Genomic DNA, 13,241 nt, shown 5'->3' with positions numbered 1-13,241 from the left:
TATGATTTATTGAATTGAACCCCGGAGGGCGCCAACGTGGATCTGCTAACCCTTATTGAGACCCTGGCCGAACGCCTGGGCGAAGCGCCCGTTGCGGCGTTGTTTGGGCTGCTGACCGGGGTGACCTTCGGCATTGCCGCCCAGCGCTCAAAGTTCTGTCTACGTGCGGCCACGGTGGAATTTGCCCGCGGCCAGTTGGGTGATCGGATGGCGGTCTGGCTGCTCACGTTCTCCACTGCCGTGGTCTGGGTGCAGGGAGCTGAGCTTCTGGGCCTGATGCGCAGTGCCGATGCGCGCATGATGGCCGTTCCCGGCAGCTGGTCCGGGGCCATCATCGGCGGGCTGCTTTTTGGTGCCGGTATGGTGCTGGCACGGGGTTGTTCCGGGCGCCTGCTGGTGCTGGCAGCCACCGGCAATCTGCGCTCTGTTGTGTCTGGTCTGATCTTTGCGGTGGTCGCTCAGATGAGCCTTTCGGGGATGCTGTCGCCGCTGCGTGATCGCCTCGCGGGTCTTTGGATCACCTCTGGCGGGCGCAACATGGATCTTTTGGTGGAATTCGGCCTGCCGGAATGGGGCGGTCTCGCGCTGGGGCTGGCCATTGCCGCCGTGGCACTGGTTTTGTCGCGCCGCAATCGCATTGGCGCTGCCCGTCTGGTTTTTGCGTCTGGCGTCGGTTTTGCCGTGGCCCTGGGTTGGGTGCTGACCTACGGGCTCAGCCAAGTCGCCTTTGACCCCGTGCAGATCGAAAGTGCGACCTTCACCGGCCCGTCGGCCCATACCCTGATGTTCTTTCTGGATCGCAACGCCATTCTGGAATTCGACATTGGCCTGGTGCCGGGCGTCTTTATCGGCGCGATGCTGGCGGCTTGGTCTGCAGGCGAGATGAAACTTCAGGCCTTTGACGATGCCCTCACCATGCGCAAAGCCATGATTGGCGCGGTGCTGATGGGGTTTGGCGGCATGTTGGCCGGCGGTTGCGCCATTGGGGCTGGTGTGACCGGTGGGTCGATTTTCACCGGCACAGCATGGCTTGCATTGTTCTGCATGTGGATCGGCGCCATGGCGACCGACATGCTGGTGGATCAAAAGCTGCGCCCGGCCACCGCTTGATCAGCATGCTCTGAAGCAGGGTCGGCCAGCGATGCTGTTAGGTATTTGAAGCCAGATGAATGCGAGCAGAGCGCAACCTTTCAGGCCAATACTCCGTTGCGATTTCAAAAGAAGTTCTGAGGATCAATGTCAATACTCAGACGCAAATCCCCTTTCATTTTGAACGGGGCGGTCCAGCGCGCCAGCGCCTCTTGCAAGGCGACGCCCTTGGCGGCCTTGACCAACAGCCGCGCCCTGTGCCGCCCCCGCCCCCGGGCAATCGGCGCAGGAGCCGGTCCAAAAAGCTGCGCGCCAACCTGCCGCAACGGCCCGTCATTGCGCGCCAGCGCATTGCCCAGATCAAACACCTGCGCCAGATCAGATCCCGACAGGATAATCCCCGCCATACGGCCATAGGGCGGCACGCCTGCCTCGCGACGCTGTTCAGCCTCGGCGCGCCAGAATTCCTCCTCATCGCCCGTCAGGATGGCACGAATGACCGGATGTTCTGGCTGGAACGTCTGCAATAATGCCTCACCGGGGCGTTCGGCGCGCCCGGCGCGCCCGGCCACCTGCCGCATCAGCTGAAAGGTGCGCTCGCCTGCGCGCAGGTCCGACCCCTGCAGGCCAAGATCGGCATCAATCACCCCAACCAGGGTCAGCAGCGGAAAGTTATGCCCTTTGGCCACCAGCTGCGTGCCAAGAATGATATCCGCCTCCCCTGCCGCGATTTCTTCGATCCGGGCTTTCAACGCGCGCGCCGAGCCAAACAGATCCGAGCTCAACACCGCGATGCGCGCCTCGGGAAACAGCGCTGCGGCCTCTTCGCCCAGCCGTTCGATCCCCGGCCCCACAGGCGCCATCTTGCCCTCCACCTGACAGGAAGGACAAATGGTGGGCACCGGCTTTGTTTCACCGCATTGATGGCACATCAGCCGCTTCATGAACCGGTGTTCAACCATACGGGCATCGCAATTGTCACAGGCCACCTGACTGCCACAGGCCCGGCAGATCGTCACTGGCGCAAAGCCACGCCGGTTGAGAAACAGCAGCGACTGCTCCCCACGCTCAATCCGTTCCTGCATCGCCGCCTTCAGCGTCGGTGAAATCCAGGTCGCTGCCGGCAGATCCTCGGCCCGCATATCCACCGCTTTCATCGTCGGCAGCACTGCTGTGCCAAAGCGCGCGTTCAGATCAACACGCCTGTATTTCCCCGCCTCGGCATTGACCCAGGTTTCCAGGCTGGGCGTCGCCGAAGCCAACACCACCTGCGCCGAACACATCGCGGCGCGCAGCACCGACATGTCGCGCGCATTATAAAGCACCCCCTCTTCCTGTTTATACGAGGTGTCATGTTCCTCATCGACGATGATCAGGCCCAGATCGCGAAAGGGCAGAAACAGCGCCGAGCGGGCACCAATCACCAGCTGCGCATTGCCCTGCCCCACCATGCGCCAGACCCGGCGGCGTTCTGTCATGGTAGCCCCGGAATGCCATTCGGCAGGGGTCGCGCCAAAACGCTGCTCGACCCGTTTCAAAAACTCTGCCGTCAGGGCAATCTCCGGCAGCAAGACCAGCGCCTGACGCCCCTTGCGCAGGCAGGAGGCCACGGCCTCGAGGTAGACTTCGGTCTTGCCCGATCCGGTCACCCCCTTCAGCAAGGTGGTGCCATAGGCGCCACTTTCAACGCCTTCCGCCAGGATCGCAGCAGCGCGGGCCTGATCCTCGGTCAACACCTTGCTCGGACGTTCCGGATCCAGGTTTGGGTAGGGCAGATCGCGCGGGGTCTCTTCTTCGCGAAGTGCGCCCTGCTTCACCAGCCCTTTGACCACCGAAGGCGTCACATCGGCCATGTCGGCCAGCTCCTTGGGGGTAAAGGCCAGCCCGCCGAACTCTTCCATGACTGCCAGCACCTTGGCACGGGCATCGGTCATGCGGTCCGGCTCCTTATCGCCCAGGCGCAGAACCTTGCGCATCGAGGGCGGATCCGACAGCCCCGGCGCGCGCGTCGCCAGCCGCAGCATCGCAGACATCGGCGTCAGGGTATAATCCGCCGCCTTGCCCAGAAACTGCCGCATCTCTTCGCGCATGGGGGCCACATCCAGCACCCGGATGACGCTGCGCAGTTTGGCCGAATCAAATCCACCGCCCCCCGCACCCCAGACCACCCCGAGAACCTTGCGCGGCCCCAGCGGCACTTCGACAAAGGCGCCGCGAAAACAGCCGCCCTCAGGCGCGCGATAATCCAAAAGCCGATCAAGAGGTTGCGCGGTCAAAACCGCCACCCTGTCGCCTTGATGGAAATAGTCCTGTGCGCTCACGCCTGTCGCCTCCGCTCCTCAGGGCTTTTTAATGCCTCTGCCATGCGCTAAAGGCTAGCGCAATCGAGGCCAAACTTTCCCAAAAGGATTCCCGCCGATGAAATTCTTCGTAGATACCGCCGAAATCGACGCCATTGCTGAACTGAACGATCTGGGCATGGTGGATGGTGTGACCACCAACCCTTCACTGATCAAGAAATCCGGTCGTGACATTATTGAGGTCACCAAAGAGATCTGTGATCTGGTCAGCGGCCCCGTCTCTGCAGAAGTCACCGCAACCGACGCCGAGACCATGATCGCCGAGGGCCGCAAACTGGTCGAGATCGCTGAAAACATCGCCGTCAAAGTGCCGCTGACCTGGGATGGCCTCAAGGCCTGCAAAACCCTGTCGGACGACGGCCACATGGTCAATGTGACGCTCTGCTTCTCCGCCAACCAGGCGCTGATCGCGGCAAAGGCCGGTGCGACATTCATCTCGCCCTTCATTGGCCGTCTGGACGACATCAACCTCGACGGCATGGAGCTGATCAACGATATCCGCCAGATCTATGACAACTACGGTTTTGACACCGAAATCCTGGCGGCCTCGATCCGCTCGGCCAATCACATCCTGGACAGTGCCCTCATCGGTGCTGACGTCATCACCGCGCCACCAGCGGTGATCAAATCACTGGTGAACCACCCGCTGACTGACAAAGGTCTCGCGACCTTCCTCGCAGACATCAAGGCGGCAGACATCAAGATCCTGTAAGTCGCGACCTTGATATAGCGATATGAGAAGGCGTCCCTCGGACGCCTTTTTCTTTTCTGTCTTGTCGGCATGCAGTGCCACCATCCAGTGACGTGACACTCCCCCTGTATCTGGCGGGTCAAGGGCCGCGCACGCGGCTGCGCACAGCGCAGTTCACCCTTGAGGCGGCAGATGCAGATTCAAAAATTACCAATGCGCGTTTAAGGCAGACCTGCCCTTAAACCGCTTCTCAGCCCTTTTTCTGTTTCTTTCTTCTTTCCTTCCTGTGGCGACGGGCGCAGCCCGGCGCCGGGCCCAACCGGGGCGGATGGATCTTTGATCCCTCGGCCTTGGGCGGGAGAGCAACCGTCCTTGTCCAGTAATCTGGCCGACTACACTCCGGCCCCGGCCTCTTCCCGCCTTTTCCTCAGATCAACGAAAATTTTGCCACCACCGCGCAAAACCCATGCTATAACCACGTCAAAGCCCAACAGAGGTTCAAGAATGAGCAGTACCGCCAAACTAGAAACATCCCTGCGTGACGCAATCCTGGCCGAGCCGGATGCGCTATTAGAAGATCAGGGCCTGATGAACGCCCTGGTGGCCGCCAATGAGCGCGCCATGGGCTCCAATATCGTCGACATGCGCGGTATCGCCATGGAACGGCTTGAGGCCCGCCTGGACCGGTTGGAGGACACTCATCGCTCGGTCATTGCTGCGGCCTATGAAAACCTGGCCGGTACGAATCAAATTCACCGTGCCATCCTGCGCCTGCTGGATCCGGTGGACTTCGAAAGCTTCCTCAAAACCCTGACCACCGACCTGGCAGAAATCCTGCGGGTCGATGCCATCGCGCTGCTGCTGGAAACCGTTCAGAACGATGGCGATGCCGCCGCCGCGCGGATGGGGGATATTCTCAAGGTCGCAGGCCCCGGCTACATCGACAGCTATGCGGCCAATGGCCGGGGTGGACCTGCCCGGCAAGTCACTCTGCGGCAGGTGCAGGGCGCAAGCCCCACGGTCTACGGAGAGAAAGCCGAATGGATCCGCTCCGAAGCCTGTCTGCGGCTGGATCTTGGCAAGGGTCGTTTGCCGGGACTGTTGGTTCTGGGCTCCGAAGATCCGCACCAGTTCACACCGCAGCACGGCACAGATCTTCTGACCTTCTTTGCCGGCGTGTTTGAACGCAGCATGCGCCGCTGGCTCTCGTGAGCCGCACGGCTCATCCCGCTTCCGAACATGTCTCATCGCCCGGTGAGCAACAGCAGCTAGCCGATCTGACCCAACCTGAGTTGCTTGGCAAGGCGCAAGCGTCGCTGATTTCTGCGGCCTGCCGTGACGCATTGCAACTCTGGCTGCAGGGATTGAGCGCCCTGGAAGGCGTGGCCAGCAATACCATCACGGCCTATCGCGGCGATCTTGGCAGTTTTCTGGCCTTCATGACCATGCATAGTGGCGCGCCACAGGGCCTGGGCGCACTGGCAAAGATCTCCACCTCTGACATGCGAGCCTGGATGGCGAATGAGCGCAATTCGGGCACCGGGGCCCGGTCCCTGGCGCGCAAGCTCTCTGCCGTCAAAAGCTTTTATCGCTGGCTGGCGGAACGCGAAGGGTTTGAGCCCACCGCCGTTCTGGCCGCCCGCGCGCCCAAGTTTCAAAAGAAACTGCCCCGTCCTCTGGCTAAAGATGCGGCGCGTGCCGTGATAGAGACCGTCGAGCTGCAATCAGGCACCGATTGGGTCGCCGCGCGCGACGTCGCCGTAGTCACCCTACTCTATGGCTGTGGTTTGCGCATTTCCGAGGCACTCGGCCTGACCGGGAAAGACGCGCCCCTGCCCGCCAGTCTCAGAATTCTGGGCAAAGGCGGCAAGGAACGTATGGTGCCAGTGATAGATGCCGCCCGTACAGCTGTCTCACGATACCTGAAACTGTGCCCGCATCCGCAAGACGATACAGCCCCCCTGTTTCGCGGTGTGCGCGGCGGCGGCCTCAACCCGCGCCAGATCCAAAGCGTCATGGCCCGGACCCGTGCCCAGCTGGGACTGCCGGCCACGGCCACGCCACATGCGCTGCGCCATAGTTTTGCGACCCATCTGCTGGAGGCCGGAGGCGATTTACGGTCGATTCAAGAGCTGCTTGGCCACGCGTCATTGTCGACCACACAGGCCTATACTGCGGTGGATACGGCGCATCTTATGGCGGTGTATAACCGGGCCCACCCAAAGGCCTGACACAGCCAAAGAAGAGCCTCACGGCAGAGCTGCCTCAAAAAAAACGCCCGACCCCTACCAAAAAAATCCGATACTATGCTGGTACTATGCTGGCCGTTTTCCGAGCCCGCATTTCGGGACAGCCCGGCGTATTTGCGGCCTCATTCAGATCTTTTTGAACAGACACCAGGTGAAGGCCTGCGCGCCGCCGTTTGGGGTTTCGTGGGTCTCCTCCCAGCTGCGCTGCAGCTCAAACTCCGCCCCCAACTCGGCCGCGAGACTTTCTGGTGAATACTTCTGGACCGGCAGACCGCTGCAACTATCCGGCCCTTCCGGCGCGAAACTGGCCAGAATGGCAAAGCCACCTGACCGCACTGCCTGCTTCAAGGCGCGCAGATAGGCGGTGCGATCCGCAGCTTCTGTCAGAAAATGAAACACAGCCCTGTCGTGCCAGATGTCCCATTGCCGTTGTGGGCGCCATGTGGTGATGTCCGTGGCAATCCAGGCGACATGATCTCCCTCGGCCCCCAGACGCGCCCGCGACAGGGTCAAAGCCTTGGCAGAGATATCCAGTACCGTCACATCCCGGCGCCGCTGGTCCAGCAAAGCACCAACCAGTCGCGACGCCCCGCCACCGATGTCAATCACCGACATGCTCCGCCCACCACACTGCGCGATGGCTTCCAGCGAAGCTTTCGGTTCCGCCTGAAACCAACTCACCTCATCCGTCTGTTTGGATTGATAGACGCTATTCCAGTAGTTTGCTTTTTGCGACATCCTGCTCTCCCTCGATGAACAGACCTGCTGAACAAAATTACAGTACACTTATTATTATACTAATTCGGAAAATGGAATGTAGTGACCTGCGTCAAAATGCGCGAAAACCGAACGCTTAAAATGCGAAACATCTTTTCCAGAGGTGCAAAGCCATGGTTAATCTCTGCCCGGTTATCTGAGGGCTCCCGATGCTCCAGAAAGGATGCCCCAAGATGACTTTGCAGACAGCCTCGTTCCATCCGGCCCCTGCCGCGCCAGCCCCTGCGCCTTCGCAAATCCGTTTTCCCAAAAATCCCGAAAAATCGCGCCGCTCTCCGGTAGGTTCTCCGGCGCGCTCTGTCGAAACACTTTATGCGACGTCCCTGCGGGTTTTGAGCCCGGCACCTGCGCTTCAGGGGCAGGAATACCCAACCCGGCTCCACTGAACACTTGCGGGCGCGCGCGATTTTCGCCATCAGAGGCTTATGACACCTCAGATCCGCGCCCTCTCCGTTCACCTTTTCACCGCAACCGGTGCCGTTTTTGCCATGCTGTCGATGCTGGCAGCCGTCGATGCAAAATGGAGCCTGATGTTTGTCTGGCTGGTTGTGGCCTTTGCCGTAGATGGTGTCGACGGACCGCTGGCGCGCCACTATCATGTGAAACGCTACGCGCCACAGTTTGATGGCGTGCTGCTGGATCTGATCATCGACTACTTGACCTATGTCTTCATCCCCGCCTTTGCCCTGTTCAAATCGGGGTTGATGTCGGGCTGGACGGGCTGGGTTGCCATCATCGTTATCACCTTTGCCAGTGCGATGTATTTTGCCGACACCCGGATGAAGACCAAGGACAATTCGTTCTCCGGCTTTCCGGGTTGCTGGAACATGCTGGTTCTGGTGATTTTTGCGCTGGAGCCCAGCCACTGGACCATTCTGGTGTTGGTGACGCTCTTGTCGATCGCGATGTTCCTACCGCTGAAATTCATCCACCCCGTGCGCACCGAACGCTGGCGCAAGATCTCACTGCCGATGGCGCTCGCCTGGACCTTTTTTGCCGGCTGGGCTGCCTGGGTGGATTTCCACCCGCAAAGCTGGGCGCATTGGGGGCTGGTTGTCACCTCGGTCTATCTGCTTTTTGTTGGCATCGCCCAGCAGATCTTTCCGGAACGCCGCTGAAGCTGCCCCCCTGAGGTTGCAGTCTCCGGATAGACGCCGGAGCAAGCTTTGGCATCATATGACAACAGCCTGCACGATCAAATCAGCAGGCCTGCAGCCCCTTCGTGTTTCAGCAAGGTGACTTTGGTCTCAACCCCGCCAGCCCCGGAAAACCCACCAAGACCATTGGCCCCTAACACCCTGTGGCACGGAATGATCACCGGAATCGGATTGGCTCCGCAGGCATTGCCGATGGGTTGCGGCGGCGCCTTCAGGTCCCGGGCGATGTCGCCATAGGTGCGCGTTTCACCAAAGGGGATCGCGAACATGGCATCACAGACAGCCCGCTGAAAATCAGAACCCGCAACCGCAAGGGGCAGATCAAACCGGGTCAGCTCCCCGGCGAAATAGGCCCGCAATTGTTCGATTGCGCGGTCCAGAAGCTCTGTCCTGTCAGCCCCCTCCTGCTGCCAGGACAGGCGAATGATGGCCCCGTCCTGTTCGGTGACACTCAGAGGGCCGACGATCGTGTCTATCATGGCAGATGGCATGGTTTCGGTCTTTCCGGGCAGGAGAGCGGTGCACAAATCGGATACTTTCGTATAGCGACCTATGCCAACAGGCCTTTGACCTACACAGAGGTGCGAAGGCATTTCACTAAAATTGTGCTAAAACTCTTAGCACGAATTGTGAACGGGTGAAGACAATGATGACCACAACCGCCATCGGCTATAGCGCAAACAGCATCAATCTCTCTCTCAAGGCAGGCGTGCCTGCAGCGGATGCAAGTCTGAACGAAGGCAAGACCCAAGGTCGGGACCGCGCCCTTCAGCGGGAACTCTACCTGAAGGGGGCGCAGACCATAGCAGGTCAAAGTCAGCATGTCGGCCCCGCGCAGCAAGCCCTGCGCCAGACGGCGATGGGCACGGGTGTCTATAGCTCGCAGGCTCTGCACTCGCATTTTCTGGATCTAGATTCCGGACATGCGCCAGGCCCGAAGCCTGCAAGTACGCTGATTGCGGAACGCAGCTATCTGGAAATGCGTGGACTGTAGAGACCGCTGCGCGCAACCGAGTTCACGGACCACAAGACCGCAAAAAGGGCCCCCAACTGGGAGCCCTTTTTCAATTTCTTTCCTCAGGCGTCAGGCTCTGCACTTTGCTGAGCCTCACCAGAAAGGCGCATCAGCCAAGTGCTGCGTCACAGCGGCCACAGACACCGGCGTGCTTATGGGTGCCAACATCCGGCAGGATCTTCCAGCAACGCTGACATTTGTCCCCTTCGGCCTTTTCAAACACCACCGAAATCCCGTCAACTTCGGGCATACGGAACGCCTCTGCCGGGGCCGGATCGCCAGTCAGGGAGATTCCGGAGGTGATGCAGATATCGGCAAAATTCACCGACTTCAGGGCTGCAAGAACCTCGGCGTCGCGGATATGCACCACCGGATAGGCCTCCAGTGAGGCGCCGATCACCTTGTCGACCCGCTGGATTTCCAGCGCCGCCGTCACCACCCGGCGGGCCTGACGGATTTGCGTCCATTTCGCCGACAGAGGCTCGTTCAGCCAATCCGCAGGCGTGTCAGGGATATCGGTCAGATGCACCGAGCTGTCCTCGCCGGGGAAGCGCTCGAGCCAGACCTCTTCCATGGTGAAGACCAGGATGGGGGCCAGCCATGTGGTGAGACGGTGAAACAGGATATCCAGCACTGTGCGCGCCGCGCGGGCATTGGCGGTGTCACCGTCGCAATAGAGCGCATCCTTGCGCACATCAAAGTAGAACGCCGACAGATCAACGGTGGCGAAGTTGAAGATCGCCTGCCAGACACCGTTGAAATCAAAAGATTTATAGCCGTTCTGCACCACATGATCGAGTTCGGCCAGACGGTGCAGCACCCATTGCTCCAGCTCGGGCATATCGGCGGTGGCGACGCGCTGGTCTTCGCTGAAATCCCCCAGTGATCCCAGCATATAGCGCATTGTGTTGCGCAGGCGACGATAGCTGTCAGCGGTGCCTTTCAGGATTTCAGGGCCGATGCGCTGATCCGAGGTATAATCGGTTTGCGCCACCCAGAGCCGCAGGATATCGGCGCCGTATTGCTTGATGATTTCTTCGGGCACGATGGTATTGCCGAGCGATTTGGACATCTTGTTGCCCTTACCATCCAGCGTAAAGCCATGCGTCACCACATTGCGGTAGGGCGCGCGGCCCTTGGTGCCACAGGCCTGCAACAGCGAGGAATGGAACCAGCCGCGGTGCTGGTCGGTGCCTTCCATATAGACGTCCGCGATGCCATCCTTGGTGCCATCGGCACGGTCTCGTAGCACAAAGGCATGGGTCGAGCCGGAGTCGAACCAGACGTCGAGCACGTCAAAGACTTGCTCCCATTCGTCGGCATTATAATCCGCACCCAGGAAACGTTCCTTAGCACCGTCCGCGTACCAGGCATCTGCGCCCTCAACCTCAAAGGCGGCCGCGACACGGGCATTCACCGCGTCATCGCGCAGCAGGAAACCCTCGTCGGTGGGCAGCAGGCCCTTTTTGACAAAACAGGTCAGCGGCACCCCCCAGGCGCGCTGGCGTGACAGCACCCAGTCGGGACGCGCTTCGATCATCGAATAGAGCCGGTTGCGACCCGTCTTTGGCGTCCATTTCACCAGCTCGTCAATGGAGCGCAGGGCGCGTTCACGGATGGTGGTGCCCATCTCGTCCTGGCCATCACCCACTGCGCGGTCCACCGCGACAAACCACTGTGGCGTGTTGCGATAGATCACCGGCGCTTTGGAGCGCCAGCTGTGCGGGTAGCTGTGTTTGATCTTGCCACGCGCCAGAAGGCCCCCGACCTCAACCAGCTTGTCAATGACGGTCTTGTTGGCATCGCCCTCACCGCCCTTGCGGTTGAGGATGTATTTGCCGCCAAAGAACGGAAGATCCGCGCGAAAGCCGCCATCATCCATGACGTTATAGGTGATCACCTGCTCCAGCATGCCCAAGTCGCGGTAGAGCTCAAACTCTTCCATACCGTGGCTTGGCGCGCAGTGGACAAAACCGGTGCCTTCTTCATCCGTGACAAAAGGAGCTGCGCGGAAATCGCGGGGTGCGTCCCATTCGCCCTTGCCACCTTCAGCGCCCGCCAGCGGGTGCGACAGCTGCAAGGTCGCCAGCTCATCCGCAGGCACGGCGCGCACGCGGGTATATTGCCCCTCGTCCAGACGGGCGCGCGACATCACGTCTGCGGCCAGCTTGTCGGCCAGCAGGAAGCGGTCGCCCTTGGCGGCCCAGCATTCTTCGGGCGCGTCGGTGACCTCGTAAAGCCCGTAGTCGTAGTTTTCACCATAGACCACCGCCTTGTTCGACGGGATGGTCCAGGGGGTGGTGGTCCAGATCACCACAAATGCGTTGAGCAATTCGTTGGTGCGCGAAGCTTTCTCTTCAACTTCTGCCGCACTATCGCCACTCACGCCATGGCCTGAAACCTTGAATTTCACCCAGATGGTGAAGCTTTCCTTGTCCTTGTATTCCACCTCGGCCTCGGCCAGGGCGGTTTTTTCAACCGGCGACCACATCACGGGCTTGGAGCCCTGATACAGCGTGCCGTTCATCAGGAACTTCTGGAACTCAGCTGCGATCACTGCCTCGGCGTGGAAATCCATGGTGAGGTAAGGATCAGCCCAGTTGCCGGTGATGCCAAGGCGTTTGAATTCCTCGCGCTGAATATCGACCCATTTGTCGGCAAAGGCGCGGCATTCCTGGCGGAATTCAACCACATCAACGGCGTCTTTGTTCTTGCCCTTCTTGCGGTACTGCTCTTCGATCTTCCACTCGATGGGTAGGCCATGACAATCCCAGCCCGGCACGTAGCGCGCATCAAAGCCCATCATCTGGTGGCTGCGCACGATCATATCCTTGATCGTCTTGTTCAGCGCGTGGCCGATGTGCAGATGGCCGTTGGCATAGGGAGGCCCGTCATGCAGCGTAAATGGCGTGCGGCCTTCTTTTTCGCGCAACCGGTCGTAAACGCCAATCTTGGCCCAGCGATCCAGCCACTGAGGCTCGCGCTTTGGCAGGCCCGCGCGCATTGGAAAATCGGTCTTGGGCAGGTTCAGGGTCTGTTTGTAGTCGGGTGTTTCAGCTGTGTCGGCGCACATGGGTGGCGTCCTTTGGATAATCAGGTCGAAAATTAGGTTGCTTCGGTTCGGCGCGATGGCTCAAGCGCCTTTGCCCGGCGGCTCGTGCAATCAGAGCGCCGGGGATATAATTCGAATAATGATGACCGCACGGTGGGACATGGGGGCGTTATAGGCGTTGCAGCGGCGGGGGTAAAGCGCGGTTATGGCGCGACATAATTGTTGCCCGGAGGAAACATACAGTGCCACGCTCTGCCACCATTCATTGCGTCGAAAAACACAGCTGACTAACAAGGAAAATCAACATTCACACGGGGAGCCCATTGTATAAAAACGTAGTCCCTGGCACAGCAGCATTGGCATTTGTCCTGACCGGCTGCAGCGACACAGTATCAAGCCCAAGCAAGCCTCTCAGCCTCTCCAAAGAAGTGGTTTTAAACGTACAGGGTAAGAAAACACCCACCGTTGCTGTCACCCCAGTCAAGTTCAGCTTTCCCGATGACCGATCTTACTCGGCCATCCCACTGCCGTACCAGCCAAAAAGTTGTCGCCTCGTCAGCACTCATTTCAGTGCCGAAATCGCGATCCCATCGCAGGTCAACCTACCAGCCTATGGCAAGAACACGCCACCGATGCAGGTCCTGTGCCAGTCGGATCACTATACCTTCGACGAGACCATCAAACCCGTCAATCTAACGCAACAGGCCGCCAACACGGCCACCGCCGCGCATTTTCTGATTGGCTATGGGTTGGTGGGTGCAATTGCGACCTCCAGCGCGGCCAGCCAGCGCGACAAATCACAGGATCTTTTTGGCTACCCTCTGAAGATCGAATTGAAATAGCACCAGTAG

At 59.9% G+C, this 13,241-nt stretch carries 12 protein-coding genes; 8 read left to right on the top strand and 4 right to left on the bottom strand.

Going from position 1 to position 13,241, the window contains the following annotated elements; all coding sequences use genetic code 11:
• Positions 1 to 36: 36 nt before the first annotated feature.
• Positions 37 to 1,110 (top strand): YeeE/YedE family protein, encoded by a 1,074-nt coding sequence (locus tag PH5382_RS07380; RefSeq protein ID WP_058333722.1) that lies wholly within the window; start codon positions 37 to 39, stop codon positions 1,108 to 1,110.
• Positions 1,111 to 1,214: 104 nt separating this feature from the next.
• Here the strand turns inward: PH5382_RS07380 and PH5382_RS07375 are convergent, their stop codons facing one another.
• Positions 1,215 to 3,410 (bottom strand): primosomal protein N', encoded by a 2,196-nt coding sequence (locus PH5382_RS07375; protein ID WP_058333721.1) that lies wholly within the window; start codon positions 3,408 to 3,410, stop codon positions 1,215 to 1,217.
• Between the two features lie 97 nt (positions 3,411 to 3,507).
• On the opposite strand from PH5382_RS07375, the gene fsa reads away from it, so the two are divergent.
• The 3 genes from fsa (at position 3,508) to PH5382_RS07360 (ending at position 6,371) form a co-directional block, all read left to right on the top strand.
• Positions 3,508 to 4,161 (top strand): fructose-6-phosphate aldolase, encoded by a 654-nt coding sequence (fsa, locus tag PH5382_RS07370; RefSeq protein ID WP_058333720.1) that lies wholly within the window; start codon positions 3,508 to 3,510, stop codon positions 4,159 to 4,161.
• A 483-nt stretch (positions 4,162 to 4,644) separates the two neighbouring features.
• Complete coding sequence (locus PH5382_RS07365) at positions 4,645 to 5,352, top strand: DUF484 family protein (RefSeq protein ID WP_058333719.1); 708 nt, start codon at positions 4,645 to 4,647, stop codon at positions 5,350 to 5,352.
• An 80-nt stretch (positions 5,353 to 5,432) separates the two neighbouring features.
• Positions 5,433 to 6,371, top strand: a complete 939-nt coding sequence (locus PH5382_RS07360; RefSeq protein WP_058333830.1) for a tyrosine recombinase XerC — start codon at positions 5,433 to 5,435, stop codon at positions 6,369 to 6,371.
• Positions 6,372 to 6,515: 144 nt separating this feature from the next.
• On the opposite strand, the gene PH5382_RS07355 is transcribed toward PH5382_RS07360, so the two are convergent.
• The gene (locus PH5382_RS07355; RefSeq protein ID WP_058333718.1) at positions 6,516 to 7,127 is read right to left on the bottom strand and encodes a class I SAM-dependent methyltransferase; all 612 of its coding nucleotides are present in this window, start codon (positions 7,125 to 7,127) and stop codon (positions 6,516 to 6,518) included.
• A 212-nt stretch (positions 7,128 to 7,339) separates the two neighbouring features.
• On the opposite strand from PH5382_RS07355, the gene PH5382_RS19725 reads away from it, so the two are divergent.
• Both PH5382_RS19725 and PH5382_RS07350 read left to right on the top strand, forming a co-directional pair.
• On the top strand, positions 7,340 to 7,552 hold the full coding sequence (locus PH5382_RS19725) for a hypothetical protein (RefSeq protein ID WP_156414857.1): 213 nt from the start codon (positions 7,340 to 7,342) through the stop codon (positions 7,550 to 7,552).
• 39 nt (positions 7,553 to 7,591) lie between these two features.
• Positions 7,592 to 8,284 carry a CDP-alcohol phosphatidyltransferase family protein gene (locus PH5382_RS07350; RefSeq protein WP_058333717.1) on the top strand — a complete coding sequence of 231 codons (693 nt, stop codon included), beginning with the start codon at positions 7,592 to 7,594 and terminating at the stop codon, positions 8,282 to 8,284.
• 77 nt (positions 8,285 to 8,361) lie between these two features.
• Here the strand turns inward: PH5382_RS07350 and PH5382_RS07345 are convergent, their stop codons facing one another.
• Positions 8,362 to 8,814, bottom strand: coding sequence for a methylated-DNA--[protein]-cysteine S-methyltransferase (locus tag PH5382_RS07345; RefSeq protein ID WP_058333716.1), 453 nt, complete (start codon positions 8,812 to 8,814; stop codon positions 8,362 to 8,364).
• Between the two features lie 155 nt (positions 8,815 to 8,969).
• Between PH5382_RS07345 and PH5382_RS07340 the strand changes: the two genes are divergently transcribed.
• A complete protein-coding gene (locus PH5382_RS07340) occupies positions 8,970 to 9,317 on the top strand; it encodes a hypothetical protein (protein ID WP_156414856.1) in 348 nt (115 codons plus the stop codon).
• A gap of 130 nt (positions 9,318 to 9,447) precedes the next feature.
• Here the strand turns inward: PH5382_RS07340 and ileS are convergent, their stop codons facing one another.
• Positions 9,448 to 12,411 carry an isoleucine--tRNA ligase gene (gene ileS / locus PH5382_RS07335; protein WP_058333714.1) on the bottom strand — a complete coding sequence of 988 codons (2,964 nt, stop codon included), beginning with the start codon at positions 12,409 to 12,411 and terminating at the stop codon, positions 9,448 to 9,450.
• Between the two features lie 335 nt (positions 12,412 to 12,746).
• On the opposite strand from ileS, the gene PH5382_RS07330 reads away from it, so the two are divergent.
• The gene (locus PH5382_RS07330) at positions 12,747 to 13,232 is read left to right on the top strand and encodes a hypothetical protein (RefSeq protein WP_231751819.1); all 486 of its coding nucleotides are present in this window, start codon (positions 12,747 to 12,749) and stop codon (positions 13,230 to 13,232) included.
• Positions 13,233 to 13,241 lie beyond the last annotated feature (9 nt).

Origin of the sequence: Phaeobacter sp. CECT 5382 (assembly GCF_001457775.1) — a bacterium.
Classification (GTDB): Bacteria; Pseudomonadota; Alphaproteobacteria; order Rhodobacterales; family Rhodobacteraceae; genus Pseudophaeobacter.
Note: the sequence above shows the minus strand (reverse complement) of the source record. Positions and strands in the feature narration are given on the sequence as shown.

Coding starts and splice junctions, on each gene's coding strand:
- PH5382_RS07340 (WP_156414856.1), top strand. CDS start 8,970: ATGATGACCACAACCGCCATCGGCTATAGCGCAAACAGCATCAATCTC.
- ileS (WP_058333714.1), bottom strand. CDS start 12,411: ATGTGCGCCGACACAGCTGAAACACCCGACTACAAACAGACCCTGAAC.
- PH5382_RS19725 (WP_156414857.1), top strand. CDS start 7,340: ATGACTTTGCAGACAGCCTCGTTCCATCCGGCCCCTGCCGCGCCAGCC.
- PH5382_RS07365 (WP_058333719.1), top strand. CDS start 4,645: ATGAGCAGTACCGCCAAACTAGAAACATCCCTGCGTGACGCAATCCTG.
- fsa (WP_058333720.1), top strand. CDS start 3,508: ATGAAATTCTTCGTAGATACCGCCGAAATCGACGCCATTGCTGAACTG.
- PH5382_RS07350 (WP_058333717.1), top strand. CDS start 7,592: ATGACACCTCAGATCCGCGCCCTCTCCGTTCACCTTTTCACCGCAACC.
- PH5382_RS07345 (WP_058333716.1), bottom strand. CDS start 8,814: ATGCCATCTGCCATGATAGACACGATCGTCGGCCCTCTGAGTGTCACC.
- PH5382_RS07355 (WP_058333718.1), bottom strand. CDS start 7,127: ATGTCGCAAAAAGCAAACTACTGGAATAGCGTCTATCAATCCAAACAG.